Origin of the sequence: Desertivirga xinjiangensis, assembly GCF_024436435.1 — a bacterium.
In the GTDB taxonomy this organism is placed as follows: domain Bacteria; phylum Bacteroidota; class Bacteroidia; order Sphingobacteriales; family Sphingobacteriaceae; genus Desertivirga; species Desertivirga xinjiangensis.
Genome location: NZ_JAFMZP010000007.1, coordinates 1 through 24,660, shown reverse-complemented (window position 1 = coordinate 24,660; position 24,660 = coordinate 1). Strand labels below are relative to the sequence as shown.

At 41.1% G+C, this 24,660-nt stretch carries 27 protein-coding genes and 1 riboswitch; of the genes, 14 read left to right on the top strand and 13 right to left on the bottom strand.

What is annotated here, in order from left to right; translation table 11 throughout:
- The first annotated feature begins 11 nt into the window (after positions 1 to 11).
- Both J3P37_RS16615 and smpB read left to right on the top strand, forming a co-directional pair.
- Positions 12 to 668 carry a metal-dependent transcriptional regulator gene (locus J3P37_RS16615; RefSeq protein ID WP_256012478.1) on the top strand — a complete coding sequence of 219 codons (657 nt, stop codon included), beginning with the start codon at positions 12 to 14 and terminating at the stop codon, positions 666 to 668.
- Between the two features lie 53 nt (positions 669 to 721).
- Positions 722 to 1,171: an SsrA-binding protein SmpB gene (gene smpB, locus J3P37_RS16610; protein ID WP_256012477.1), complete on the top strand. Its 450-nt coding sequence runs from the start codon at positions 722 to 724 to the stop codon at positions 1,169 to 1,171.
- 1 nt (position 1,172) lies between these two features.
- Here the strand turns inward: smpB and J3P37_RS16605 are convergent, their stop codons facing one another.
- Entirely contained in the window at positions 1,173 to 1,832 is a 660-nt protein-coding gene (locus tag J3P37_RS16605; RefSeq protein ID WP_256012476.1) for a protein-L-isoaspartate(D-aspartate) O-methyltransferase, read from the bottom strand.
- Between the two features lie 148 nt (positions 1,833 to 1,980).
- Here J3P37_RS16605 and J3P37_RS16600 point away from each other — a divergent pair, with 148 nt between their 5' ends.
- Positions 1,981 to 2,727 carry a hypothetical protein gene (locus J3P37_RS16600; RefSeq protein ID WP_256012475.1) on the top strand — a complete coding sequence of 249 codons (747 nt, stop codon included), beginning with the start codon at positions 1,981 to 1,983 and terminating at the stop codon, positions 2,725 to 2,727.
- A gap of 236 nt (positions 2,728 to 2,963) precedes the next feature.
- Here the strand turns inward: J3P37_RS16600 and priA are convergent, their stop codons facing one another.
- Positions 2,964 to 5,444, bottom strand: a complete 2,481-nt coding sequence (gene priA, locus J3P37_RS16595; RefSeq protein ID WP_256012474.1) for a replication restart helicase PriA — start codon at positions 5,442 to 5,444, stop codon at positions 2,964 to 2,966.
- Complete coding sequence (locus J3P37_RS16590; protein ID WP_256012473.1) at positions 5,445 to 5,825, bottom strand: DUF423 domain-containing protein; 381 nt, start codon at positions 5,823 to 5,825, stop codon at positions 5,445 to 5,447.
- A 76-nt stretch (positions 5,826 to 5,901) separates the two neighbouring features.
- Here J3P37_RS16590 and J3P37_RS16585 point away from each other — a divergent pair, with 76 nt between their 5' ends.
- Together J3P37_RS16585 and J3P37_RS16580 are read left to right on the top strand one after the other, a co-directional pair.
- On the top strand, positions 5,902 to 8,517 hold the full coding sequence (locus J3P37_RS16585) for a hypothetical protein (protein ID WP_256012472.1): 2,616 nt from the start codon (positions 5,902 to 5,904) through the stop codon (positions 8,515 to 8,517).
- Positions 8,518 to 8,527: 10 nt separating this feature from the next.
- Entirely contained in the window at positions 8,528 to 9,940 is a 1,413-nt protein-coding gene (locus J3P37_RS16580; protein WP_256012471.1) for a DUF5723 family protein, read from the top strand.
- Here the strand turns inward: J3P37_RS16580 and tsaB are convergent.
- Genes tsaB through rpmH form a run of 4 tightly spaced genes read right to left on the bottom strand, consistent with a single transcriptional unit; the run spans position 9,927 to position 11,460 of the window.
- Positions 9,927 to 10,616, bottom strand: coding sequence for a tRNA (adenosine(37)-N6)-threonylcarbamoyltransferase complex dimerization subunit type 1 TsaB (gene tsaB, locus J3P37_RS16575; RefSeq protein ID WP_256012470.1), 690 nt, complete (start codon positions 10,614 to 10,616; stop codon positions 9,927 to 9,929). The two genes, J3P37_RS16580 and tsaB, sit on opposite strands and share 14 nt — an antisense overlap.
- A 32-nt stretch (positions 10,617 to 10,648) precedes the next feature.
- Complete coding sequence (gene yidD / locus J3P37_RS16570; protein WP_439648975.1) at positions 10,649 to 10,873, bottom strand: membrane protein insertion efficiency factor YidD; 225 nt, start codon at positions 10,871 to 10,873, stop codon at positions 10,649 to 10,651.
- A gap of 1 nt (position 10,874) precedes the next feature.
- Positions 10,875 to 11,267: a ribonuclease P protein component gene (locus J3P37_RS16565; protein ID WP_256012468.1), complete on the bottom strand. Its 393-nt coding sequence runs from the start codon at positions 11,265 to 11,267 to the stop codon at positions 10,875 to 10,877.
- Positions 11,268 to 11,301: 34 nt separating this feature from the next.
- The gene (gene rpmH / locus J3P37_RS16560; protein ID WP_055133745.1) at positions 11,302 to 11,460 is read right to left on the bottom strand and encodes a 50S ribosomal protein L34; all 159 of its coding nucleotides are present in this window, start codon (positions 11,458 to 11,460) and stop codon (positions 11,302 to 11,304) included.
- Positions 11,461 to 11,634: 174 nt separating this feature from the next.
- Between rpmH and J3P37_RS16555 the strand changes: the two genes are divergently transcribed.
- From J3P37_RS16555 to purE, 4 genes are all read left to right on the top strand, one after another.
- The gene (locus tag J3P37_RS16555) at positions 11,635 to 12,231 is read left to right on the top strand and encodes an NADH-quinone oxidoreductase subunit A (RefSeq protein WP_256012467.1); all 597 of its coding nucleotides are present in this window, start codon (positions 11,635 to 11,637) and stop codon (positions 12,229 to 12,231) included.
- A complete protein-coding gene (locus J3P37_RS16550) occupies positions 12,231 to 12,716 on the top strand; it encodes an NADH-quinone oxidoreductase subunit B (protein ID WP_256012466.1) in 486 nt (161 codons plus the stop codon). Before J3P37_RS16555 ends, J3P37_RS16550 begins: the two co-directional genes overlap by 1 nt.
- Before the next feature lie 68 nt (positions 12,717 to 12,784).
- Positions 12,785 to 13,924: a 5-(carboxyamino)imidazole ribonucleotide synthase gene (locus J3P37_RS16545; RefSeq protein WP_256012465.1), complete on the top strand. Its 1,140-nt coding sequence runs from the start codon at positions 12,785 to 12,787 to the stop codon at positions 13,922 to 13,924.
- A 24-nt stretch (positions 13,925 to 13,948) separates the two neighbouring features.
- Positions 13,949 to 14,437, top strand: coding sequence for a 5-(carboxyamino)imidazole ribonucleotide mutase (gene purE / locus J3P37_RS16540; protein WP_256012464.1), 489 nt, complete (start codon positions 13,949 to 13,951; stop codon positions 14,435 to 14,437).
- A gap of 56 nt (positions 14,438 to 14,493) precedes the next feature.
- On the opposite strand, the gene J3P37_RS16535 is transcribed toward purE, so the two are convergent.
- Positions 14,494 to 15,054, bottom strand: coding sequence for a YqgE/AlgH family protein (locus J3P37_RS16535; protein ID WP_256012463.1), 561 nt, complete (start codon positions 15,052 to 15,054; stop codon positions 14,494 to 14,496).
- Positions 15,055 to 15,148: 94 nt separating this feature from the next.
- On the opposite strand from J3P37_RS16535, the gene pdxH reads away from it, so the two are divergent.
- From pdxH to J3P37_RS16515, 4 genes are all read left to right on the top strand, one after another.
- Positions 15,149 to 15,802 (top strand): pyridoxamine 5'-phosphate oxidase, encoded by a 654-nt coding sequence (gene pdxH, locus J3P37_RS16530; protein ID WP_256012462.1) that lies wholly within the window; start codon positions 15,149 to 15,151, stop codon positions 15,800 to 15,802.
- A 26-nt stretch (positions 15,803 to 15,828) separates the two neighbouring features.
- Complete coding sequence (locus J3P37_RS16525; protein ID WP_256012461.1) at positions 15,829 to 16,326, top strand: NADH-quinone oxidoreductase subunit C; 498 nt, start codon at positions 15,829 to 15,831, stop codon at positions 16,324 to 16,326.
- A 96-nt stretch (positions 16,327 to 16,422) separates the two neighbouring features.
- Complete coding sequence (locus J3P37_RS16520) at positions 16,423 to 17,547, top strand: NADH-quinone oxidoreductase subunit D (protein ID WP_256012655.1); 1,125 nt, start codon at positions 16,423 to 16,425, stop codon at positions 17,545 to 17,547.
- 121 nt (positions 17,548 to 17,668) lie between these two features.
- The gene (locus J3P37_RS16515) at positions 17,669 to 17,884 is read left to right on the top strand and encodes a hypothetical protein (protein WP_256012460.1); all 216 of its coding nucleotides are present in this window, start codon (positions 17,669 to 17,671) and stop codon (positions 17,882 to 17,884) included.
- Here the strand turns inward: J3P37_RS16515 and J3P37_RS16510 are convergent.
- Together J3P37_RS16510 and J3P37_RS16505 are read right to left on the bottom strand one after the other, a co-directional pair.
- The gene (locus tag J3P37_RS16510; protein ID WP_256012459.1) at positions 17,868 to 18,962 is read right to left on the bottom strand and encodes a S1 family peptidase; all 1,095 of its coding nucleotides are present in this window, start codon (positions 18,960 to 18,962) and stop codon (positions 17,868 to 17,870) included. The genes J3P37_RS16515 and J3P37_RS16510 overlap by 17 nt on opposite strands.
- Before the next feature lie 16 nt (positions 18,963 to 18,978).
- Entirely contained in the window at positions 18,979 to 19,545 is a 567-nt protein-coding gene (locus tag J3P37_RS16505; protein WP_256012458.1) for an RNA polymerase sigma factor, read from the bottom strand.
- A gap of 147 nt (positions 19,546 to 19,692) precedes the next feature.
- On the opposite strand from J3P37_RS16505, the gene J3P37_RS16500 reads away from it, so the two are divergent.
- Positions 19,693 to 19,893 (top strand): hypothetical protein, encoded by a 201-nt coding sequence (locus tag J3P37_RS16500; protein ID WP_256012457.1) that lies wholly within the window; start codon positions 19,693 to 19,695, stop codon positions 19,891 to 19,893.
- Positions 19,894 to 19,955: 62 nt separating this feature from the next.
- Here the strand turns inward: J3P37_RS16500 and J3P37_RS16495 are convergent, their stop codons facing one another.
- From J3P37_RS16495 to J3P37_RS16485, 3 genes are all read right to left on the bottom strand, one after another.
- The gene (locus tag J3P37_RS16495) at positions 19,956 to 20,798 is read right to left on the bottom strand and encodes a TerC family protein (protein WP_256012456.1); all 843 of its coding nucleotides are present in this window, start codon (positions 20,796 to 20,798) and stop codon (positions 19,956 to 19,958) included.
- 131 nt (positions 20,799 to 20,929) lie between these two features.
- A complete protein-coding gene (locus J3P37_RS16490; protein WP_256012455.1) occupies positions 20,930 to 22,006 on the bottom strand; it encodes a YncE family protein in 1,077 nt (358 codons plus the stop codon).
- A gap of 7 nt (positions 22,007 to 22,013) precedes the next feature.
- Positions 22,014 to 24,023, bottom strand: a complete 2,010-nt coding sequence (locus J3P37_RS16485) for a TonB-dependent receptor plug domain-containing protein (RefSeq protein ID WP_256012454.1) — start codon at positions 24,021 to 24,023, stop codon at positions 22,014 to 22,016.
- An 84-nt stretch (positions 24,024 to 24,107) separates the two neighbouring features.
- A riboswitch (cobalamin riboswitch) is annotated at positions 24,108 to 24,298 on the bottom strand.
- Between the last annotated feature and the right edge of the window lie 362 nt (positions 24,299 to 24,660).

The window sequence follows — 24,660 nt, the reverse complement described above, 5'->3', positions numbered from 1 at the left end:
ATTTTTATCCCATGCTGTCGTTTACTGAAGAGAATTACCTGAAAGCGCTGTTGCATATCACCATAGAAGTGGAGCATAAAAACGAAGCCGGAACAAACGAACTTGCTTCATACTTAGGTGTTAAACCTGCTACAGCTACAGACATGCTTAAGAAGTTAAAGGAGAAAAAACTCATAGTTTATGAGAAATACGGTAAGATATCCTTGTCGGGAAGCGGCAGGGAGAAAGCGGTAGAAATACTTCGGAAACATCGCCTTTGGGAAACTTTTCTGCATGAAAAATTAGATTTCAGCTGGGATGAAGTACATGAAGTGGCCGAACAATTAGAACATATCCAGTCTCAAAAATTAGTCGACAAGTTAGACAAGTTTTTGGGCTTTCCTGAATATGATCCTCATGGAGATGCTATTCCAAACGCAAAAGGCGAACTTAAACCCTCGTTTAGAAAAACTCTTTCGGAAGTTAAAGAGGGGACGACCTGCCGGATGGTAGCAGTCAAAGACAATACCGTGGCTTTTCTTAAGTACGTAAGCCAGCTGGAACTAGGAATAAATACCCACATCAAAGTGATTGGAAGGCAGCCTTATGACGGATCAATGGAAATTGTGATCAACAGCAACACCATTGTTGTATCACAAAAATTTGCTGATAATATTTTAATTATCTGATCAGGGATAAACACAGCATGAAGAATACTGTTTAAGGTTTAAAGAAGACAACAATGAAAAGTGATATTAATATAAGAAATAAAAAAGCATATTTTGAATACCATATACTTGACAAGTATACTGCAGGCCTTCAGCTTTTAGGGACTGAAATTAAGTCGATAAGGCAAGGAAAAGTAAATATCAACGATTCATTTTGCGGCTTTCTCAACCAGCAATTATATGTGAGGAACATGCATATCGCCGAGTACTCGCATGGTTCCTTTTACAACCATGAACAAAAACGCGACCGCATACTCTTGCTTAACAAAAAAGAATTAAAGAAGCTTCGCGATAAATCGGAAGAAAAAGGGTATACTATTGTTCCCCTGGCACTATTTATCAATGAAAGAGGCTTTGCCAAACTTGAAATCGGGCTGGCCCAAGGTAAGAAAACGTTCGACAAAAGAGATTCAATTAAGGAACGGGAAGGCAAGATCGAGTTGAGCAGGGCAATGAAAATATAGCTTACCAGGCCTGGTCACCAACAAGAGGAACAAATCTGAACGTATCCAGTTCAATCCGTTCATAGTCGGTTTCATTAACCCTGAATATGGTGATCATTTTCTGACTTTGTTCATCACCTACAGGAATCACACATATTCCGCCAATTTTCAGCTGTTTAAGCAATGTTTCAGGCACGAATGGAGCACCTGCTGTTACAAGAATTTTGTCGTATGGCGCATGCTCTGCAATACCTTTCGAACCGTCGCCCAGAAAGAACATGGGTTTGTAGCCCATTTTACCAAGGAACAATTTCGCACGCTCGTAAAGCTTTTCCTGGCGTTCAATGGTATATACGGTTCCGCCTAGTTCTAGTAAGATACAGGTTTGATAACCAGAGCCTGTGCCTATTTCCAAAACTTTGTCGCCTTTCTTTATATGTAGCAACTGGGTTTGATAGGCTACGGTGTAAGGTTGAGAGATGGTCTGCCCTTCTCCAATTGGAAAAGCAATATCCTTGTAAGCCTGAACCCAGAACGTTTCCGGAAAGAAAAAATGACGGGGAACTTTACCAATGGCAGCCAGGACATCTTTATCTTCAATTTTTCGCTCGTCTGCCAGCAAGGTTACCAGTTTCTTCCTTGCCCCTTTTTCACGGTAATTGTCTACGAACTTATATGCCATCTAATACAAAAATACGCTTCCTTTGAAACATCCTAAAATTAAAGAACTGGCCGTTCTCTTATTTCTTTAAAAATGAGTTGTATAAAAATCATTTTTAATAATTAAGTGACTTAAGTTACTTATTTTAGCACAAATTAAGCTCCACTGTATGAAGAGAATTCTACTTCTTTTATTACTAATCCCATTTATCAGTCAGTCTCAAATAAGGAAAGTCGACAGTACTCTGATCAGGGTTGCTTCCAGGAATACTGACTTTCCAAAATATAAAACACAAAAGCTCTATTCATATACAATAGGCATAAAAGCATTCGGCTATGAGGAATTTCCTAAGATCTTAAACCAGGTGGATGCCGAAGAGTTTAAAAAGCAATACCTTTCGGGCCTTATTCTAAAGATTAACGACAATCAAATAAGCTACAGGATTTCGGGAAACTTCTTTTCAGACAGGATATCGTTCAGGAACGAATGTGCTGAATGTGAAGAAGTGGAAGGCAAGCTTTCGGATAATGCTTTGAGGTTGGGTTTTGAAAGAAATTTCATGTATTCGGCTGTACAACCATATTTTGGCTTTGACATTGGCTTCAGGAGAAATATTTTCAAAGGTAAGTCCAGAGCCATTGAAAACTCGGGATACCCCTCCTATGATGTAAAGACCCAAAAAAATGGTTTCTCGCTGGCTCCTCTGTTCGGACTCAAATTTAACATTGTCAATCATTTTACTATCGCCGCAGAAAGTAGCCTGGACTTGCTATATAGTTACGAAAAACAGGAAAAGACCTATTTCGGCGAAAACTTTAACAGGACTCCTACTTTCACAGATTACACTAAATGGGAATTCCTTTTCAAACCAGTTGGAATGTTATCTCTCCAATATAATTTTGGAGAATTGTATTAATGTAAGAAGTATAACGGATCAAGCGGAAAAGTTGGGGGATGTTCTTTCCTTCTTCATCCTGAACTTGTTTCAGGACCTCTTGCTTAAGCATGTCCTTTATAGTCCAAGAGTTGCCGAATCCTGAACTTGATTCAGGATCGGCATGACGACCGTATTAAAAAGTTTGGCACTAATGCGCTTAGCCGCCCCAACTTTTCCACTTGATCCAGTATAACTTATAACTCACAACATACAACTCAATAAGGGTCTACGTCGACCTGTACAAAAGACCCCTTATTATTTTTATCAGCCTCAAACTTCAATAGCAGTTCTTTTAAAAACTCTTTTACTTTTGAAATTGAAATTCCGTTGCGCTCAATCTTTATATAAATGGTTTTAATATAAAAGTTGCGGATGCGTCCTACCAATGGCTCTTCAGGGCCTATCACACGATGGGCAAAGCTCTTTTTTAACTCCATTGCGAGTCTTAGAGCCATTTCACTCAATAGCATTGGATCCTTGTGTTTTACATCCATTTTAATTAACCGGAAGAGAGGCGGATATTGAAAACTATTGCGTTCAAGGATCTCTGTTTTGTAAAGTTCTGAATAATCATTAGTAAGTACCTGGTCTAACACGCGGTGCCTTACATTATTCGTTTGAATAACTACCTTACCAACCTTTTCGCGTCTGCCGGCCCTGCCAGCAACCTGTGAGAGTAGCTGAAAGCTGCGTTCATACGCCCGGAAGTCCGGAAAGTTCAACAGCCCGTCTGCGTTTATAATTCCAATGACAGTAACGTGGCCAAAATCCAGTCCTTTAGCAACCATCTGCGTTCCCACGAGGATATCAATTTTACCTTCTTCAAAATCGCCGATGATCTGCTGAAAACTGTTCTTTGTCCTGGTAGTATCCAGATCCAGCCTGGCTACCCTGGCCTCCGGGAAAATATATTGCAGGTCGTCTTCGATCTTTTCTGTTCCGAACCCTTTTTGTTCGATATGTGCAGATCCGCAAGCCGGGCAAATTGAAATAGTATCCTGCTTATACCCGCAATAGTGGCAATGCAACTTCCCCGTACTCTTATGATAGGTCAGGCTTACATCACAATTGATGCATTTTGGTAAAAAACCACAGGTCCTGCAAATTGAAATAGGTGTATATCCCCTCCGGTTTTGAAACAAGATTATCTGCTCTTTATTTGCCAGAGCATTTTTCATGGCATCTGTCAAAACGCGGGTAAAATGTCCCTGTATGGTCTTCTTATTGACCTCTTCCCCTATACTTACAATATCAATCTGCGGCAATTGCGAAACGCCAAACCGCTCGGGAAGCTCGGCAAAGCCGTATTTGCCAGATTTCGCATTGAAAAAACTTTCCAGGGATGGCGTTGCCGATCCCAGCAGCACTTTCGCCTGGTGAAGATGAGACAGATAGATTGAAGAATCCCTGGCATGGTACCGCGGTGCGGGATCAAATTGTTTATAGGACGTTTCCTGCTCTTCGTCGACCACAATTAATCCAAGATCAGAAAAGGGCAAAAAGACGGATGAACGTGCTCCAAGCACTATGTTATATTCTTTCTTCAGCACTTTATTCCAAACTTCGGCGCGTTCATTGTCACTGAAGCGAGAGTGGTAAATACCTATCTTATTGCCGAAGTATTGACGTAACCGTTCGATCAACTGGGTTGTCAGGGCAATTTCTGGCAGGAGGTACAGAACCTGTCTGCCCTTGCTGATGGTTTCTTCAATGAGCCTGATATACAGCAGTGTTTTACCTGATGAGGTGACACCGTGCAATAAAACAACATCCTTCTCTTCAAACTGCAATTTTAAACTGGAAAGCACATCTTCCTGTCCCTTGCTCAATTCGAAGTTCTTTAATAAACCAATTTCCTGGGCATTCAGGCGGCTAACAACGCGGTTTTCTTGTATAAAAACCCCCTTTTCGATCAGGCCTTTGATCACAGCTACACTACAGCCAGATTCTTCCTGAAGCAGCTCCCTCGTAATATCTTTCTGCTCCCTGCTTAACTTGATATAAGCCAGCAAGGCATCCAATTGCTTGGGAGCTCTTTCAAGGATTTCGAATAAGGCTTTCCTGCTGTCAGGATCATTAAATTCGGGGCTTAGTTTAATAAAGGCTTTTTTTCTTGGCTTATATCGCTCAATTATTTCCTCTGAAATATGAATTACTCCCTTATTGAACAGCGACTTCAATAAAGGAAATACTGTCTTTTGTCCCAGCAGTTTTGCAATGTCCCCTACCTTTAACTCCGGCTGGATTTCGAGCGCGTCAACCACAAGGTATTCTTTGTCGCTTAAACTACTTTTATCATAAGATGAGGCATCTAAAAGGGTTATTCTCGTTTCACTGGCAAGCTTCAGTGCAGCGGGCAATGCAGCCTGCATCACTTCCCCAATCGAGCACATATAGTAATCGGCAATCCACTTCCACAACTGCAGCTGCCGATCGTTAACAATAGGCTCCTCATCGAGAATATCCAGAATATATTTTGCTTCATAACCCGAAGGGGCCAGCTCAGAGATCCCGAGAATTATCGCTGTGTAGATCCGGCTTTTGCCAAATTGAACAATTACCCTTTTTCCAACCGACAGCCCATCATTTAAACTGAATGGCACCCGGTAGGTGTAGGTTTTGGGGATGGCTAAAGGCAATATAACATCTACAAAATACGTTTTCCGGTCGGCTTTAAGCTCATTAAATTCAAGCATTTATTTACTTTTAATAGCCGCTGTTAATAAGCACATCCATCCGATAATAAAAAACAACCCGCCAACAGGTGTAACAGGACCTAAAAACACCCAGTCAAATCCAGTAATATTTCTTGTTGATAAAAGATAGATTGAGCCCGAAAAAAGAATGATTCCAAGAGTAAAGCCCCAGTATGCCGTATTCAGAAGCTTGCTTTTCACATGAAAAAGTGAAAGAAACAGCAAGGCGAAGGTATGGTAAAACTGATAGCTGACCGCCGTTTTCCATTGTTCTAACTGCGTCTCATCTAACACAGCCTTAAGACCATGAGCACCAAACGCACCACTTATAACAGCAAGTACTCCAAAAATACAGGCTGTAACCGCTACTTTTCTGTCCATTTTATATTTAAAGATGTGCTAATTTAGTAATCCTGATACGATTTCATGGCTTTAAAAAGCTAATTTTGTTTATTCGATGAGAAACACAATAATATTAACTTTTGTCCTGCTCGTAGCCGTTGTTGCAATGGCCATAAAATATTTTTCTGAGATCTCCGGATCTCAAAACAATCTGGACAGGGTTCTCAGACATATTCCGCAAGACGCAGCCCTGATACTTAACTTCAACAATGATGAGTCCTTCTACGATATTTTCAGCGACTACGAACTTTTTGATGCAATTATAGGAAAATCCAGGGCTGAGGAAATAGAACAACTTCAGCAGTATTTACTCAGAGAACCGCAGCTTGCAGAGGCTACACAGGAAAAAAAAATCTTTGTGTCCTTCCACCCTGCAAAAAATGATTCCGTTCACTTTCTATATTCTATTAACCTGAACGACGATCTGAAAACAAGTAACATCGAAGAATTGCTTTCCGAAATTCATGACCTGTCGGTAAAAAAAGCAGAAAGGCCTGGCTTGTATCAATTGTCTTTGCCCAGCTTGAAGAAAACTTTTTATCTGTTCATTGAAAATGGAGCCGCTACCGGAAGCTTTTCCAAAGAACTGCTGGAAACGAGTATTGATAATAATACACCTAAACTTGACGAGAACTTTATCAACGAGATCAAATCTCAAAGCAGTCAGAACCTTAACTCTCCGGTAAATCTGTTTGTTAATCATGAAAAGGTTTCGGCCTTTCTCAACCATTTCATCAAAGGGAAGGCGAACGGCAACCGAAACCTGATCAGCAACCTCAAAGGCATTTCATCTTTAAACATGAACTTTAAAAGTGATGCTTTAATGTTCAACGGTATTAGCAAGCCTGATACAACCGCACCCAGTTATCTCAACATTTTTTTGCATCAGCACCCTGTTAAAAACGACATCAAGAATATCATCCCTGACAATGCCGCCAATTTCATAGCCTTCGGTTTGTCTGATTATAGTGGTTTTCAGAAGCGTCTTCAAGTCCTCTTTGATAAAAGAAAAGAATCAGCAATACTCCAAAATCATCTGCGCCTGATCAAAGAGAAATCAGGGATTGATCTGGAAACAGATATGAGGCCTTTACTTGCCAATGAATTTTCAGTTATTGAAACATCCTACCGGGAAAAATTTGCCATTATCAAATTAAAAAACGGAAGGAAACTGAACTTTGCTATGCAGCTAATAGCATCACCAGCCGGCGAGTCTGTAAGCAAGTTTAATTATTCACATATTCTATATGCTTTTCTGGGAGATCCTTTAAAACCATTCGTGCGCCCGTACTTTTCGGTGATTGACAATTACCTTATTGTTGCTAATACCCCGGGCGTCATCTCTAATTACCTTAAAAACTATGAACAGGAAAAATTTCTGGCAAAGAAATCTGAATTCGTCAAGTTCAGCCAGCTGGTAGCCAATCAAAGCAACATTCTCTACTTCATCAATCAGAAAGAGTCGGAAAGAATTATAAGAACCAGCCTTAAACAGAATTACTCCAGAGCCTTTACTAGTAAAAACTATGGTTTAAAGAACTTTTATGGGCTCTCCTATCAATGGAGCGCCGATGCTGAACATTTCTTTACTAATATCTATATAAACTACATTTCCGACAATAACAGTGAAATGAAAGCTGCCTGGAAAATTAAACTTAACGGGCGCCTGGCTATTACACCCCAAACTGTTCAGAATGGAGAGACGCAATTAATACTGGTGCAGGACAGGTCCAATATCCTGTACGCAATTTCCGCTGAAGGCGAAAAGTTATGGAGCAAACAACTTGAAAGCAAGATACTTGGTCAGATTCAGCAGCCAGGTGATGGCTCCATTTTATTTAACACCACCGGAAAGCTTTACCGGATGAATATTGGGGGTGAGGCCGAACAAGGCTTTCCAGTTAATTTACCTTACAATTCAACATTTGGCCTAAGTTTAAGCAGTTCGAACTCCGATGCCAGGTTATTTATTCCCGCGGGAAATGTTATAATGGCTTATGATCTAAAAGGCACCAAACTTCCGGATTGGAATAAAACAGTGAGCGGGAAAATCCTTTTTGATCTGAAAACCGCTTCTTTAGAGGGCACCGACTATTTGATTACAGCCACTCAAAACGGAAACTTCTACTTCTATAACCAGAATGGTACGCTGATTAAAAACATAGCATATGGCAGACCGCTTAAAAATCCGATCGGCTTAGAACTTAGTGCTGGGAGCAATTCAGAAGTAATTACTGCCGACAGCAGTGGAGCACTCGTAAAAATCTCTTTTAAAGGTTCAATAAAGTCGAAAAAACTATTTGAGCCACAGGGCGACTTTACATTTGACTATCAAAATATTGCCGGGGACGAGAGCGCTGAGTTTATATATCTGGACAAAAATGGCCTGAACGTGTTCAGTTCTGAAGAAAGTCCGCTTTTTACATACAATTTTAACAAGCCCTTAAAAACGAAACCTCTGTTCTTTCACACTAATAAGTACAAATTTCAATTGGGCTTGAACGACGGAGAAAATAATCGTTTACTTTTGTTAACGGATGAGGGAACTCTGGCCAGGGGCTTTCCGGTAAAAGGGAGCGGCTATTTCCTTGTAGCAAAAATTAAAAACGATACGCATCAATATCTGATAACCGGTGATAAAGACTATTTTTTATCTGCCTACAAATTGTAACTCAAGGTTATTGGGTTTCATACTATGTGCTTCCCTATTTTTGAATGTTACCGATGTATCCGCCCAACAATGGGCAATGTATAATACCGGGACACTATTTGATGCTTTCGAAAACCCATCTCAAAAAACATTTCAGCCAGATAGCAGCCGCCGGTATGCTTTTAACTTTTTCGTCCCAAATGGAGGACTAACATTGCAGGCCAAAGGCCCTGCAGACAATACTCTCAGAAAAGCCATTTATGGATTGCCACTTGATGCCAGCGGCATTGACCTTGATAGTAAAGAGACGAACAACATCTCGATAGCACAAAACGCTTATATTTTTATGTTTCGTATGTTCAGGTCAATACAGTACAATCGGGAGATCGGCTTTTCCTGGCAAGTAAAGACTCAGGCTGCTTATCATATTACCAACGAAACCCTGTCCATTTTTGATAATTACAAATACCTTATTAATGGTGAGAACAGCAACATCTTTAATAATAAGGGCGAAGGTCAGGCCTATCATCAATTTAGTTTCTCCTACCGGGAAAACTACAACAGACGGTTAGCTTTCGGTGCAAAACTGAGCTATCTAAGCGGTATTGGGTATACTAAACTTTCAATAGAGGATTCCGGCCTAAATATCGACGAAATCAACCACAGCTTCAGCAGCCGCCTGAAAGGTTCTTATCTCACTAACTTTTTGTACAACAGCTTTGATCCTCTGTTACTGATTCCTAATATAAAGAATCCGGGAGCAGCATTAACATTAAGTACGAATTACAGGAATAAACACGGGTTCTTTTTCCTGGGAAATATCAAAGACCTCGGATTTATTTTATGGCGCAAACAACCATATCTGCACAAGATTGATCAAACTATTTCTTTGGAAGATGCTGAAGCTAAAAATGCTGGAACTAAACTGAAGGAAGAGATTGAAAAAAATATATTACAAAACCCAGTCACAACAGGCAAATTCACCTCTCTTCTAGATACCAGAGCAGAACTTTTAATAAACAGGGATTTCAATTCATACCAGCCAAATCTTATCCTTTCAAAGAGCCTGTTTAATAAAAATGGGCAGATAGCACTGGTGAATACTTACAGATGGAGGTCCCTGAATTTTAGTGCAAGTACCACATACAACCTTAATAAGACCCTGGAAATCGGGGGGCAATTCCTTGTGAAATCTCCCAATCTCGATTTCTTTATTGGAAGTGACCAGATAGCGAAAACATATACCGCATTTAGTGGGATTATGCAGTCGGACGCTAACCGGGGCAGGGGTTATACCGCAATCAATATGTATATGGGTTTCGCTTTAAAAGTTGGACCTATTCTCGAGCGTTACAACACCGCTGATCGTGTTCCGGGACTAAAGAAACCTGGAGAAAAAAGCTTCTTCGGAAAAATATTTACCTCAAAATCTAAGAAACGCTAGCTTTAGGCTGAGTTACCAGAAAATCTTTAAGGTAATAAGGTTCGAAATAGGCGACATCCTCAAACGAGGAATTCTTATACTTTTCGTAAGCCAACATACTCAGATCTCCAGCCGAATTAACATGACCAGTATTAAGACTTATATTCTGGCAGGTTTCGAGTACCTGACGGCATTTTTCAGCGCCATCTCCAAAAAGCAGAAGTTTTTTGTTTTGAAAACCCCTGAAAGAATCCGCGTCTATAATTTTTGCTTCAACGGGTGTCAGTTCATTTAAGGCAGAATCATAAACAGCCATGTATACCTCCATTCTTCTGGCATCGATCATGGGGCACAATAAAACGTCCTGATCCGGCGACTTTTTCAGCATGCCTGAAGCCATCGCTTTCAAAGTGTTTACAGCTATTAGTGGAATATCCAATGCATAACACAAGCCCTTTGCAGTAGAAACACCAATCCGCAGGCCCGTATAAGAACCAGGCCCCATACTAACCGCTACTGCATTTAGATCCGCGGGTTTCTTTCCCGCAAGCGTTAACACTTCTTCGATAAATAAGGTAATATGACTTGCGTGAATATTCCGTTCATTTTGCTCTTTAACGAAGAGAGTCGTTCCATTCTCAGATAAAGCAATTGAACACGAAGATGTCGAAGTTTCTATTTGGAGGATTAATGCCATACAGAGCTTAAATACAGGTTAGAATATGCAGTTCAGGGAACCGGATCATGGCCGTGTCTTCCCCATGGATGACAACTGGCGAGTCGCTTAAGGGTTAACCAGCCGCCTTTGAAAGGACCATATTTTTTTATGGCCTCAGCCCCATACTGCGAACACGTAGGACTGAAACGACAGGATGCTCCCAAAAGAGGAGACAAAAAAAATTGATACAGCTTGATAATGAGGAGAAACATACCTCCTATCAGCCATTTAACCATATCAATCAATATCCTTATCATACGATTTGGTTAATTGCTTCATTGCTGCGATTAACTTCTTTTCAAGGAAGGCATAGTCGCCGATTTCTTTACCAACAAAATTGATTGAAAATATCAGTCCGACATTGTGCTGCCTCAGGAAAGTATAAAGATACTCTTCTTTATTGAGCCTGAAAGCCTCACGGATCCGTCGTTTAATCAGGTTGCGGTCTACGGCACGCTTAAACTTTCTTTTAGGCACACCAATAACCACCTGAGAAGGAATTTCCGCCGGAAGCGCTTCGGATAGATGAACTATCCTGAAAGGGTATAAAAGAAAAGAAGAACCATTATGAAAAAGCTTATCTAAAAGCCTTTTATTACATAACCGTTCCTCTTTTCTAAATGAATACATTGAATTAGCCTTCAGCGAAGGCCAGAATCAAAAATTATGCTTTATGACGACGCTCGTCAGAAACTGACAATCTCTTTCTACCCTTAGCTCTTCTCGATGCTAATACTCTTCTACCATTTGCAGTGGCCATACGCTCTCTGAAACCGTGTTTATTTCTTCTTTTTCTTTGAGAAGGCTGGAATGTTCTTTTCATGACTTTATATCAACTTTGTAGCTTTTAAAAACAAGAGTGCAAATATAGGAGCATTTTTTCACTTTTCAAACAGGTGATGAATCTTAACGCTATTATTTATCCACAATTGTAATACAGGTGTATTTTTCAAAGCTTTAAAATAAACTCCTGCAGAAAATCCTTAGTTTTGACGGTATGGAACAGGTTTCTCAGCTAAGCGAGTTCGGAAAAATATTTATTTTCCTAATACTGGGGATACTTTTGGTAACAGCTACGGTTTTCCTCTCGGTCATTCTGGCTCCCAAAAAGCCTACTTATTTAAAACTAACATCTTACGAATGTGGTGAAGAACCAACAGGCAATTCATGGATTCAATTTAATTCTCGGTTCTATGTTGTAGCACTTATCTTCCTTTTATTTGATGTAGAGATGGTGTTCATTTTTCCATGGGCTACCGTTTTCGGTCAGAAGTCCTTGCTGGCGGCAGCTCCAATGTGGGGTTGGCTAACCTTAATTGAGATGTTTGTGTTTGTAGGGATATTAATTCTTGGCCTGGTGTACGTTTGGCGCAGAGGTGATCTGGATTGGATCAAGCCTGCTCAGCAAATTCCACATGTGGATATTGCCATACCAAAGTCGGCTTACGATCGTATTAATAAGGAGGTATATGTTGTCAGGAGCTTTAATGCCGGCACAGAACCAGAACCAATTTCATCGGATGTACCTAAGCCCGGCCCAAGCTTATCAAAACCTGCTTTTAAGCCAACTTTCAGAAAACCAAATAACGGATAATGAGCCTCGACAGAATGCCACAGGATGGCGGTGTGATAATTACTAAACTTGACGACTTATTAAACTGGGCCAGGTTATCTTCACTATGGCCTGTTAGTTTTGGTATAGCCTGTTGTGCTATCGAAATGATGGGTTCCATGGCATCCACCTATGACCTTGACAGGTTCGGAGTGTTTCCCCGCCCTTCTCCCAGACAAGCTGATGTGATCATTATTGCGGGAACAGTGACGTTTAAAATGGCCGAGCGGATACAACGACTTTATGAACAGATGCCTGATCCCAAGTATGTAATTTCGATGGGCTCATGTTCAAATTGTGGCGGCCCCTATTGGCAGCATGGATACCATGTAGTGAAAGGTGTCGACAGAATAATTCCTGTTGATATATACGTTCAGGGATGCCCCCCTCGTCCGGAAGCCCTGATTGGGGGAATATTGGAGTTGCAAAAAAAGATCCAGGAAGAAAGCCTGATGACAAGCAAATAAGATCATTCAAACTTCACATAACGATGTCTTATTCGGAAATTTCAGAGATTTAGGCTAAACTTGCAGCTATGAAAGCATTTTATGGTGATTTACGTGTAGGAATTCTTGGCGGAGGGCAGTTAGGACGTATGCTCATCCAGCAGGCGATTAACTATAATGTAAATATTCGTGTGCTGGATCCTGATCCTGAGGCCCCTTGTAAGAAACTCTGTGACAAGTTTGTGGTGGGATCCTTAACTGACTACGAAACCGTTTATAATTTTGGAAAACACACGGACGTCCTCACTATTGAAATCGAAAAAGTAAACGTCGACGCTCTTCAAAAACTGGAAGACGAGGGTGTTAAAGTCTACCCGCAACCCCGGGTGATCCGCCTGATACAAGACAAAGGGCTTCAAAAAGAATTTTTCAAGCAAAATAATATCCCAACAGCTCCTTTTCAACTTATTTCTTCAAAAGAAGCGTTGAAGAACGCAAACCTGCAGTATCCATATATCCAAAAACTAAGGAAAGACGGCTATGACGGTAAAGGCGTTTATAAAATAAAGTCGGAGGCTGATCTGGAGAACGCATTTGAAGCCCCGAGCATCATTGAGGAATGGGTTGATTTCGAGAAAGAGATTGCAGTTATTGTCGCAAGAAACGACAATGGCGAAACCCAAACCTTTCCTTGCGTAGAGATGGAATTCAACGCGGATGCCAACCTTGTTGAGTTTTTAATATCCCCATCGACCCTTCCCATTGAAATTCAAAAAGAAGCGGAACAGATTGCCACTCAATTAGCCGATACGTTTAAAATAAACGGACTGCTGGCTGTGGAGATGTTCTTAACAAAAGACGGGAAGGTCCTGGTCAATGAACTGGCTCCGCGGCCGCATAACAGCGGACATCATAGTATAGAAGGTAACCGGACATCACAATTTGAACAGCACTTACGCGCTATCTTCAATCTGCCCCTGGGTGATACCCGGCCAATTGATCATGCAGTAATGATCAACCTACTGGGAGAAAAAGGATACGAGGGTTTAGCAGACTATGAGGGGATGAACGAAATCCTGAAACTTCCGGGAGTTTACGTTCATCTTTATGGCAAAAAATTCACTAAGCCTTTCAGAAAGATGGGCCACGTTACTATTGTTGATCAAAACCGGGAGCAAGCTATTGCTAATGCCCGTTACGTTCAGGAAACGCTGAAGGTAAAAGTTTAACAAATTCACAATTATAATATACAAATGAAAGTAGGCATAATAATGGGAAGTAAGTCTGATCTCCCTGTAATGCAGGATGCAGCCGACATACTGAAAGAGCTTGGTGTTGACTATGAGATCACTGTAGTTTCTGCTCATCGTACCCCGGAAAGAATGTTTAATTACGCAAAAACCGCATCCGACAGGGGCCTGAAGGTCATCATCGCAGGAGCTGGCGGTGCAGCACATTTACCAGGCATGGTTGCCTCCATTACACACTTGCCGGTAATCGGTGTACCTGTTAAATCATCCAATTCCATTGATGGATGGGACTCGATCCTTTCGATCCTGCAAATGCCAAACGGTATTCCTGTAGCCACAGTTGCTTTAAATGCGGCAAAAAACGCAGGCATTCTGGCAGCGCAGATCCTGGGTACAAATAACGATAACCTTGCGAGACGATTAAAGGATTATAAAGAAGAACTCAAACTGAAGGTCGAAGAATCGGCTACAGAGCTTGAAGGTCTGAATTAAATTTATAATCAGGATAGATGCTAACATCCATCCTGATTATAAATTTTAACATAAGATTAATTCCAAAGGGGGTTTTCCGGAAAATTAACGATATGGGCATATTTCGGCCCTAAGCCGATAACAATATCCCTCCAAAGATTTTCTTCCTCAGAGAACAACAACTCCGGATTGTACCGGTTTGTGACAAGCCAGGAATTTTGCTGCTGTTCCCGGTCCAGCTGATCCAGGCTCCAGCCAGAATAACCAATAAAGAACCTGATCTCATGATCGTTGATCTGGCCATTGCTGATTAGCACCTTCAGGGTTTCAAAACTTCCGCCCCAAAAGATACCGTTTGCGATTTCAATTCCGCTGTTCATACGGTCGTAGCAACGGTGTAAAAAATGCAGCGTGTCATTACCCACCGGCCCTCCAACATAAATAGGAAACATAGCATCACCGCATTCTGGGATCAAATCTTTCAGCACATAATCGCTTTTCTGATTCAGTACATATCCTACCGAACCGTCTTCATTATGCTCCGCAAGCAAAACTACCGAACGCTTAAAATTAGGATCGAGCATAAATGGCTCTGAAATAAGCAAACTACCTGTATGGGGAGCAATAGGATTTAGCATAACCTGATAACAATCATTTTTTAATATATGTTTTTACATAGATTTGAGATGTAAAGTTCATTAAAGAAAATGCAATTAGTAAGTTTGTGAAATAATGACCCTCAACAAAGAAACGATCCAAAACTTAAGACAGGAATATCTCTCTGCAACCTTATCAGAAAAATCAGTGGCCGACGATCCGATAAGCCAGTTTGCCAAATGGTTTGCCGAAGCACTCGATGCCGACCTGTACGAGCCCAATGTAATGACCCTGGCTACAGCAACTCATGATGGAAAACCATCGGCACGGGTTCTATTGTTAAAGGGGTTCGACAATAATGGCTTCACATTCTACACTAATTACCTCAGCAGAAAAGGTAAAGAGATTGCTAAAAATCCGTCAGCAGCGATGGTGTTTTACTGGGCCGAACTAGAGCGCCAGGTGCGGATTGAAGGACATCTCGAAAAAGTAAGCAAGGAAGAATCCGAAAGATATTTCCATTCCAGGCCCAAGGCAAGCCAGCTCGGCGCTATTGCTTCACAGCAAAGTCAGATCATACCTAACAGAGAGGTGCTTGAAAATGCATTACACGATCTTGAGGGGCAGTACCAGGATAAGGAGGTGCCTAAGCCTTCGCATTGGGGCGGCTATATTCTGAAGCCTCAAATAGTAGAGTTCTGGCAGGGAGGAGCTGCGAGGCTGCATGACCGGATAATGTATAAAAGGACCGACAAAAAAAGCTGGAAAGTTGTGCGTCTGGCTCCGTAATTCAGAAGGAAAATAACACAGCAGATATGGGATTTGAAGATATAAAGCAGCTGCTCACTGACAAATTTGGACAGGAAGTTGTACTTGGCGAAGAAATTTCAGGATTACAACCAGCCTTATTAATTCAGCCGGATAGAATAGCCGAAGTTTGCCTGGAACTCCGGGACAATGAAAAAACCTTTTTCGACTTTCTATCATGTATTTCAGGAGTCGATTATGGGATAGGAGAAAATATGTTTGGAGTAGTGTATCACCTTTCTTCTATTCCTTATAAAACGCAGTTAACTTTAAAAGTTAAGAAGTATTACGATCGTGCCCAGGAGGGGCTTCCCTCTTTTCCGTCTGTCTACTCCGTATGGCGGACAGCTGAATGGCATGAACGGGAGGCTTATGACCTTGTAGGAATAAACTTTGAAAACCACCCGGATTTAAGGCGGATCTTATTACCAGACGACTGGGAGGGATATCCTCTGAGAAAAGATTACAAAGCTCAGGAATATTATCATGGCATTAAGGTAGATTGATTACAACACCTGCTTATAGATATGACAAATACAACATCCCAAACTCCATATAAAACCCGTTACGAAAAGCTGATTGCCGAAGCGCAATCGAGCGAGATGATTCTGAATATGGGACCGCAGCATCCCTCAACACATGGAGTACTGCGCCTGGAACTGATCACCGATGGCGAAATTGTAAAGGAGGTTATTCCACACGTAGGATACCTGCACCGCTGCTTTGAAAAACATGCGGAGAACTTAACCTATCAGCAGACTATCCCATTCGCAGACCGGATGGATTACCTGGCATCCATGAACAATAGCCATGCATGGGTAATGGGTGTAGAACGGATGCTTGGCATTGACAAAGAAATTCCGAAACGAATTGAATATATACGGGTATTAGTTTGTGAATTAAACCGGATTGGCTCCCATCTTATTGCCCTGGGCACTTACGGTATCGATATCGGCGCATTTACTCCATTCTTATGGTGCTTCCGCGACCGGGAACATATTATGAATATGCTAGAGTGGGCATCGGGATCGAGAATGCTCTATAATTACATTTGGGTTGGCGGCCTCTTTTTTGACCTGCCAGTAGGTTTCGAAGAACGGTGCAAAGAGTTCATTGATTATTTTAGACCTAAAATGACTGAACTCAATGAACTGCTCACAGAAAATCAAATCTTCATATCAAGAACAGCAAATGTAGGAATACTACCCCTGGACGTTGCCATCAGTTATGGATGCTCGGGGCCCATGCTCCGGGCTTCAGGCTTAAAATGGGACTTGCGGCGCGTGGACGAATATTCCGCTTACCCTGAACTGGAATTTGATATCCCGGTTGGTTCAGGAAAAATGGGGACTACAGGAGATTGCTGGGACAGGTTTAAGGTGCGGGTAGATGAGATCGAACAATCTGTTCTGATGATTGAACAATGCCTGGAACGTTTGATGAAGGATCTAAAAAGGACGCCTGATTTTGATCCGAGAGCAAAGCTTCCGAAAAAGATAATACCAAAAGAACAAGATTTCTATCTAAGAGCTGAAAGCCCGAGGGGCGAGCTGGGGTACTATTTTATTACGGACGGAAAATCAGAAATCCCTAAGCGGGTAAAAGCAAGAGCGCCTAGTTTTAACAACCTCCATGTTATTTCCGAAATATCAAGAGGCATCCTTATCGCCGATCTGATTGCCATTATAGGTTCAATTGATATTGTATTAGGAGAACTTGACCGCTAGCTAATCAAAATAACGAAGCGAATTAAGTTCAGGGCGAAGCGAATTAACCTGAAGCGCCAGACTCGCTCAGATCGTCATGCCGTCCTGAATCAAGTTCAGGATTCGGCACCTCTTGAACGGTATGCATGAAGCTCTGTTCAGGCAGGAGGTCCCGAAACAAGTCAGGATGACCAAGCGAAACAAGTTCATGACGAAGAAAGAAAGTCCGCAAGTTTTGGACTTGCCCCTGGTGATCAGTACAGATCAGTATACAGCCTTAATAAAAAAGCCTTGCGAAGAACAAATCGCAAGGCTTTTCATTAAAATTCTTTTCCCTATATCTATTGATATACCTTAACCATGTAAACATATTCCTGCATCTTCTTATACTGATCCTTGCGGCTCAGGTTTGAAAGATTATTTTTCTTATTTAGTACCAATTCAGTTTTAAGAGAATCTTTCGGAATTGCATCCAGTGCTTCAAGCAGGTAACCCGACTTCACTGCAAATGTTACACCATCCGTTTTCGCTTGCTTCGCATTGATGATCCCGATAACATTACCTTTACTATCTAACAATGGGCCACCACTATTCCCTTCATAAACCGGAATATCCACCTGGTAAGCTACAGTATCGCCACGATAACCAGTACTGGCACTTAGATAGCCCCTGTTATATACAGGATCTTCTCTTGGAAAACCTATGGTAAACACCTCTTCAGCAACGTCCGCTGAAGATTTTTTAAATGTATATGGTAAAGCCTTCAGAGATTTAAAGTTCGAATCAGTTATCTGAAGAACGGCAATATCATATTGAGGGTGAACATAGATCGTTTTTACCTTATAAGACTGGCCTTCTGTATTCTGGATATAAACAGAGTCAGCATCTTTAATCACATGATAATTGGTAACAAGGTAACCGTCTGATGAAAGTGCAAAACCAGTTCCCCCATATTGGCCGGGATTCGATGGTAAAGATGGGATCCCCGCTATATCTTTCATCTGTGCACTTTGAGTCCTTTGAATACTGGTCAGCTTGCTGATCTGTCTTCTCAAAGCGTTATAATCCGAATTCAGTGCATTGGTTTTAGCAAAATAACCCGTCGACAGTAAGGTAGAAAATGCAACAACAATTGCCACCGAAGCGGCAACAGCAGCATTGATCCGGTATTTAGCCCACAAAACTTTTAGCATGGACCTCTGCGGAATAACTTCGCTCTTTATTTCATCGATATCTAATGTTTCGTGGATAGCATTCATATCTGATACCAGCTTATGCCGCACTCCATAGTCACGCAACTGGTCCATGAAAGCCTGATGCGAAACAACCTGCTGATCCAGCTCAGAATCAGTTGCCCTAAGTTGTTCAAATGCAGCCCTCTCCTCTTCAGTCATCTCTCCCCTCAAGTAAGCTTCTATCCGTTCTGTTGTTTTCATTGTATTAGCGCGTTAATCAGGTTTGAAAAAAAAGCTTTTTCAAACGTTGCAGGCATTTGTACTTTTGGTTCTTTGCATTGTCTGCATTGGTATAACCAAATTTCGCACATATTTCCTGCATAGATTTATTATTGATATAAAAGTCTTCAATAATAGTTTTACAAGGTTCGCCGAGGTGCATTAAAGCACTTTCCATTTGTCTGAACTGTAAGTCCTTTTCCTCATGTCTTTCCATGTCCTGTTCAACAGGTAAAACATCTTCAAAGTCACTAATCCTTCCAGCGTTTCTACTAAGCTGGTTTAACCTCTTAAGCCATAACCTGCGGCTTACAGAGTAGATAAATGTTTTTAATTTACTGTTCAGCTCAAAGTTTCCACTTTTTACCTTATCGTAAAGAACTATTACTGATTCCTGAAAAATGTCTTTAGCATCGTCATCTGTTCCGTTATTCATTACTACTAACTGTAGGATCATCGGAAAATATGCCTTGTACACCGTTTCAAGAACATCTTTTGAGCCATTCAGGATCCCCAATATAACTTCACTATCCGTTGGTACTGACCTCTTTATCTCTTTGCTCACTATTTAATACGCTTTTATGCTAATTGTAACCCAATGATAAGTAAAAAAAAAAATAAAAAAATAATCAAACATTAGGGTTACCTTTTTAAGTACCGGGTATTAACCAGTAAATATTATTTGTTTAATTATTAAACTTTAACCTCAAAAATGAAAAATCTATTCAAATTCGGATTCGTTGCTTTAGCTATCTCTTTATCAGTTGCTGCTTGTTCTTCAAACAAAACTGGCGAAGGTTCTGATTCAACTGCTGTTGATTCTGCTGCTATCGACACTTCTTTAACTGTTGATACTACTGCTACTGATTCTGTTGCTACTGATTCTGTTTCTGCTGATTCAGCTGCTCACTAATCTGAATTTATTCAGCAAGATAAAAAGCTGCTCAATATTTGAGCAGCTTTTTCGTTTTACCGCTATCTGTCCTGATTCTCCAGGATCTCGTCCTGGTCTATCAAAACATGCTCCGCTGAATGAGCCAATTCAGCTTCAATGATGTTTTTCTTCGGAAAATTAAAGAAGTGAGAGCTAAGCACAGGCAGCACAAAAATTACAACAGTAAAAACTGATACCATCAGATCTAATTTCTCACTATCCAGAAACTGAGCCAATGCAGCACTATGGTCGAAATGGCTGTAAACGGAAGCCGTAAGCTTTAAGCCTAAAACGCCAATCACAATAAAAGCGATGGTTTCAAGAAAGGTATACTTTTCCATCAGTTTAACAAAACCCTGCGCAACAAAGCGCATTGCCAATATTCCTATAAACACCCCCGTATAGATCAGAAACATATGATCAGTAAATGCAACCGCAGCGAAAACATTGTCAATTGAGAAAGCAAGATCCATTATTTCGACAAGAGCTACAGTCGACCAGAAAGTCCCCAGCACTCCTACTGTCGACCTGTAAAACCAGTTTTGAGTCTTATCTATCGTTTCTTCGCCCTTTTCAGAGTTACTCATTTTCCCTTTAAAGTAGGAAACAGCAAGAAATAAGAGATATAAACCTCCTAGAGGTTTAAGCCACCAAATTTTTACAAGCCAGCCCGCAACCAGTAAACATATCCCCCTGAAGACATAGGCGCCTATAATACCATATTTCAATGCTCTTTCGCGCTGTTCTTTTGGCAGATCTAAAACCATTGTTGCCAGAACAGCAGCGTTGTCCACAGATAGTAAACTTTCTATGACTATCAGATTTAAAATAATCAGCAAGCCTGCCTGAATGTCGTCACCTAAAATTGTGTGTAAAAAATCCATGTTAAATACTAATCGTTCCTACCTTTTTTTCGGATGGCAAAGGTGCTAATATTTAAGGAAGAATAGGGAAATAAGAACGACTTATTTGGGGGAGAAGAAGCAGGAGCGAATATTATCGCTCCTGCAGAATACTATTTATCTAAAAAGCAAAAGGCAGAAGGGTTGGTACCAACGGAAAAGAAACTTTTCTGTTTGCCATCTTTGTCAAACCGAAATACCGTTCCTTCTGCTTGAAAGTCTTTCGCGTCAGCCAAATAAATATCTCCAGAACCTGAATCTACTCCAATGCCATATGGAAGTTTGATTGCGGTTTCAGAACCGTCACGAATGAAGCTAGGGCCAGGAATTTCATTTTTTACATTTAATGTAGAATAACTTATTTCATAGCCACCAGCCACCATGCTGTACTCTGCCTTATAAATGTAAGCAACATCGTTATTAATTACCATACCAGTTGCCCGCAGGTTAAGAGCCCTGGCTTCATCTGTATTTGAATTTATAACGTAAATATTCGACTTAATTGTTCCATAATCGCCCACAGTTACAACATACACATCGCCATATTTGTCTGCAAGCACGAGATTGGGATTAATATCTACAGTGATCTTTTTTGATTCGGTCAAGGATGTCAGGTCTATAACCGAAACAGTATTTTCATAAAGGGGGTAATCCAATCCGCCGGAATTTGCAACGTAAAGTTTATTTCCAACCACTGCCATATGCTCCGGATCCCGTCCAACCTCTATTTTTTTTACGATTTGGTCAGTGTTTCCATCCAGCACATAAACGTTGTCATCATACGAACTCACAAATACCTTTCCATTAGCTGAGGCGAGCCATCTCGGTGAGGAGATGGTTACACTGCTTGTTTTTTTAAAGGTCTGGGAGTCCAGAATTTCCACTTTGTTAGAACCATTCACCGTAATATAAATTTTTGATCCGAATACCTTTATATCCTGAGCAAGATCTCCTAAGCCAGCATTGGCATTGACTGCTCCGTACATATCTTTGGTAACCGCACCGGTTTCATGATTGTAATAGCTTACTGAGGCATTATTCTGTTGAAAACCTCCCTGGTTCAAAACTAAGACATTCTGGTTGAATGCCTGTACCTCGTCCGAGTCGCCGTCTTTTTTACAAGAAGCGAAAGTTAGCACTGTTGCTGCTATAATACCTGATTTTAACCAGCTGAATCTGTTGAATTTCATATTTAATTTAATTTGATAATGCATATTTAATTGACAGTCGGAACGAGCGTCCGGGCATGGGATAGTTCCTTACGACTGCGTACTTTTTATTGAGAAGGTTATTTAGTTCTGCCCTGAGGGTCAATCTGTTTTTTCCAGCCCCGAATTCTCGCGAAGCAGAGATGTCATGCGTAGACCAGGGTTTCATATTACTGAATCTGTCGATGGTTCTCAAGCCGTAGCGCTCAGACGTATATAAAAAATTATAATTTACAGTGTACTTTCCCTGTATCAGGCTTAGGGAGGCAGTACCACTATGTTTTGGGGCGTAGGGTATCACCTGTTTATAATAGTAGCCAGGTGTCACTTCGATCGCCTTTTGATAAGTATAGTTCAAACTGGCAGCAATAAAACCTGAAGATGAAACTTTCAGTTCTGATTTGACAGAGCTTTCTATTCCATTGATATCGACTTTTCCAAGATTAGTCATGGTCCATAAAAACAAACTACTAGTAGGAATAGCCACAATTTTATCCTTAATTTTATTATGATAGCCATCTATTTTCATAGACAGGTAAGAAAGCGCACCTTCAAAAGCTTTGCTATACGATACTCCGAGGGTATATTGTGTGGAATACTCCGGCTTTAGCGCAGTGTTTCCTATCAAAGTATAGTATTGATCGTTAAAGGTCGGCAATCGAAAACTGCTTTTATAAAGCCCTCGCAACTGAAAATTACTTTCAAAGAATGGCTTCCAGGCAGCTGAAAGTGTGGGGGTAAATGCTTGCTTATTATAAGCACTCTCACCAAACTTTACAGTTTCCCTTGTGCTTGTACTAAGCAGGCTTCCTTGCAAATCAAAGTGTTTCAGGTTTAGCGATGAAGTCAAAGCCAGAAGACCGGTTAACCGCGACGGTTGGGGAAAGACCTCGTCGCGGCTTAAGTCGATCTTTGCATCCATTATGCTATGAATCATGTCAGCTGCTAAAGACACATTGAAAATTTCAGAGACAGCAAAGCGGTTCGCTACCGAAAAGTAAAGCTCGTTTTGCTTATACCAGTTATCGATGGGGTTTGATCCCAGCCAATCGGGATCTTTATACCGGCTATAACTGTAGCTGTATTTTCCTCTTAATATTACCTGATAACGGTCACTGACAGGTCTATTGTAAGATACCTGTGAAAAGAATTCATCATCGGACAAGCGCTGATTTGAAGTATCTACATTGTCGACTATTGCCCGAGGTAAACCACGATCCGATCGATACATATAAGCCTGTATAGCCCATATGCTGCTGTCGGCGCCATTTCCAAAAAGCCCTGCCTCCAGTCGAAGAGCATCGAGATCTGTGTTGTTCCTGGTCCGCACGGTGTCGAAATCGCCATTTCTGAATTTGAATTTATAAGCGCCACTGGCTTTTTGCCATTCAGAACTTATCGAAGAATAAATACGCTTCGTAATTTTTTGCTGCCAGGTGAACGAAGGATTAAACAATCCGAAACTACCGGTTTTAAGGCCGCCCTGAATATTTGACCTGCCCCCCGCATTAAAATTAGGTTTCTTCGACTGAATAAACAGGCTGTTAGCAAGGGAAAAAGCCCTGGCCGGCAGAAGTTCTTTATCTGACTGTCCGTTGTACAGCTCTATGACTTCTATGTTATCCAGGGAGAACTTCCCCAGGTCGACCTGCCCGTTCTGCGCATTACCCAACTCCAGACCATCATAAAATACGGAGGTATGCAAACTTCCCAAACTCCTTACATTAATGGTTTTTAATCCGCCAACGCCCCCATAATCCTTTAATTGTACGCCGGAAAAGTGCCGCACCGCATCTGCTACCGAAAAGCTGTTGGTCCGCTGAAGTTGTTTAGCTGTTAAGATCTGGGCAGGGTTCAAAGTTGTATCGATAGCTATTCTATTACCTATCACCTCTACCTCTTTTAGGGTATCAATTAACTGGGCATAACTACCTGAGTAATTAGAAACGCTTATTATAGCTGTTAATATAAGTATTTTAAAAACTGCAGTCTTTGCCATTACTAATTGTGAGAAATAGAAAACAGGAATATGAAATGAGAATACACGGAGGTACTTTCATCAAGCTTCAATCCCCGAAAGCTATGAATCTAAATACTTGAGGCAGGTCTTCTGACTTACTCCCGGTTACTCTGCCTTCCCTTTATTAAAAAAAGTGGCTTTGAGAATGAATAACCGTTATGGAGAACACAGCAGCGGGACTGTCCGGGATTCTAACCCGAGTTCCCTTTTAATCCTTCAACTGAGTTGGAGGAACCAAAAGCGTCGCAAAGATAGGATTATTTGGTTGAATTTATTTATACAAATTGTCTACCTTTATAGAATGCCCCGCCATCCTGCGGGTCTAAATGCCCGCGCTATCCTTTTCAAATATTTCTATAGAAACACCCAAGCATCGGTCAATACTGGGTTCCTAACGTGCTCTTGATGGCTTCTGTACAAGCTTGAACCATGGGGGTACTTCTGCCGTACCAAGTCCTTAGGTTCACGGTCTAGTCACGGTTTATTGACGGTTTAGTCACGGTCTAAATAATACGCGGGGGGGGTAATGTCTCGTCCTAATTAGGCTATACAGGTTAGGGGATTAATAGTAATTGAGCTATACAGCTTGATTTGTTATTTCTAAAGTAGCTATACA

Bases quoted from the DNA above. Each gene is read 5' to 3' on its own strand.
- J3P37_RS16495 (WP_256012456.1), bottom strand. From the start codon at position 20,798: ATGGATTTTTTACACACAATTTTAGGTGACGACATTCAGGCAGGCTTG.
- J3P37_RS16590 (WP_256012473.1), bottom strand. From the start codon at position 5,825: ATGGACAGAAAAGTAGCGGTTACAGCCTGTATTTTTGGAGTACTTGCT.
- J3P37_RS16485 (WP_256012454.1), bottom strand. From the start codon at position 24,023: ATGGCAAAGACTGCAGTTTTTAAAATACTTATATTAACAGCTATAATA.
- tsaB (WP_256012470.1), bottom strand. From the start codon at position 10,616: ATGGCATTAATCCTCCAAATAGAAACTTCGACATCTTCGTGTTCAATT.
- J3P37_RS16525 (WP_256012461.1), top strand. From the start codon at position 15,829: ATGGGATTTGAAGATATAAAGCAGCTGCTCACTGACAAATTTGGACAG.
- J3P37_RS16585 (WP_256012472.1), top strand. From the start codon at position 5,902: ATGAGAAACACAATAATATTAACTTTTGTCCTGCTCGTAGCCGTTGTT.
- J3P37_RS16600 (WP_256012475.1), top strand. From the start codon at position 1,981: ATGAAGAGAATTCTACTTCTTTTATTACTAATCCCATTTATCAGTCAG.
- J3P37_RS16510 (WP_256012459.1), bottom strand. From the start codon at position 18,962: ATGAAAACAACAGAACGGATAGAAGCTTACTTGAGGGGAGAGATGACT.
- yidD (WP_439648975.1), bottom strand. From the start codon at position 10,873: ATGGTTAAATGGCTGATAGGAGGTATGTTTCTCCTCATTATCAAGCTG.
- J3P37_RS16535 (WP_256012463.1), bottom strand. From the start codon at position 15,054: ATGCTAAATCCTATTGCTCCCCATACAGGTAGTTTGCTTATTTCAGAG.
- J3P37_RS16565 (WP_256012468.1), bottom strand. From the start codon at position 11,267: ATGTATTCATTTAGAAAAGAGGAACGGTTATGTAATAAAAGGCTTTTA.
- J3P37_RS16490 (WP_256012455.1), bottom strand. From the start codon at position 22,006: ATGAAATTCAACAGATTCAGCTGGTTAAAATCAGGTATTATAGCAGCA.
- purE (WP_256012464.1), top strand. From the start codon at position 13,949: ATGAAAGTAGGCATAATAATGGGAAGTAAGTCTGATCTCCCTGTAATG.
- smpB (WP_256012477.1), top strand. From the start codon at position 722: ATGAAAAGTGATATTAATATAAGAAATAAAAAAGCATATTTTGAATAC.
- J3P37_RS16515 (WP_256012460.1), top strand. From the start codon at position 17,669: ATGCATGAAGCTCTGTTCAGGCAGGAGGTCCCGAAACAAGTCAGGATG.
- J3P37_RS16500 (WP_256012457.1), top strand. From the start codon at position 19,693: ATGAAAAATCTATTCAAATTCGGATTCGTTGCTTTAGCTATCTCTTTA.
- priA (WP_256012474.1), bottom strand. From the start codon at position 5,444: ATGCTTGAATTTAATGAGCTTAAAGCCGACCGGAAAACGTATTTTGTA.
- J3P37_RS16605 (WP_256012476.1), bottom strand. From the start codon at position 1,832: ATGGCATATAAGTTCGTAGACAATTACCGTGAAAAAGGGGCAAGGAAG.
- J3P37_RS16545 (WP_256012465.1), top strand. From the start codon at position 12,785: ATGAAAGCATTTTATGGTGATTTACGTGTAGGAATTCTTGGCGGAGGG.
- J3P37_RS16550 (WP_256012466.1), top strand. From the start codon at position 12,231: ATGAGCCTCGACAGAATGCCACAGGATGGCGGTGTGATAATTACTAAA.
- rpmH (WP_055133745.1), bottom strand. From the start codon at position 11,460: ATGAAAAGAACATTCCAGCCTTCTCAAAGAAAAAGAAGAAATAAACAC.
- J3P37_RS16555 (WP_256012467.1), top strand. From the start codon at position 11,635: ATGGAACAGGTTTCTCAGCTAAGCGAGTTCGGAAAAATATTTATTTTC.
- J3P37_RS16615 (WP_256012478.1), top strand. From the start codon at position 12: ATGCTGTCGTTTACTGAAGAGAATTACCTGAAAGCGCTGTTGCATATC.
- pdxH (WP_256012462.1), top strand. From the start codon at position 15,149: ATGACCCTCAACAAAGAAACGATCCAAAACTTAAGACAGGAATATCTC.
- J3P37_RS16520 (WP_256012655.1), top strand. From the start codon at position 16,423: ATGATTCTGAATATGGGACCGCAGCATCCCTCAACACATGGAGTACTG.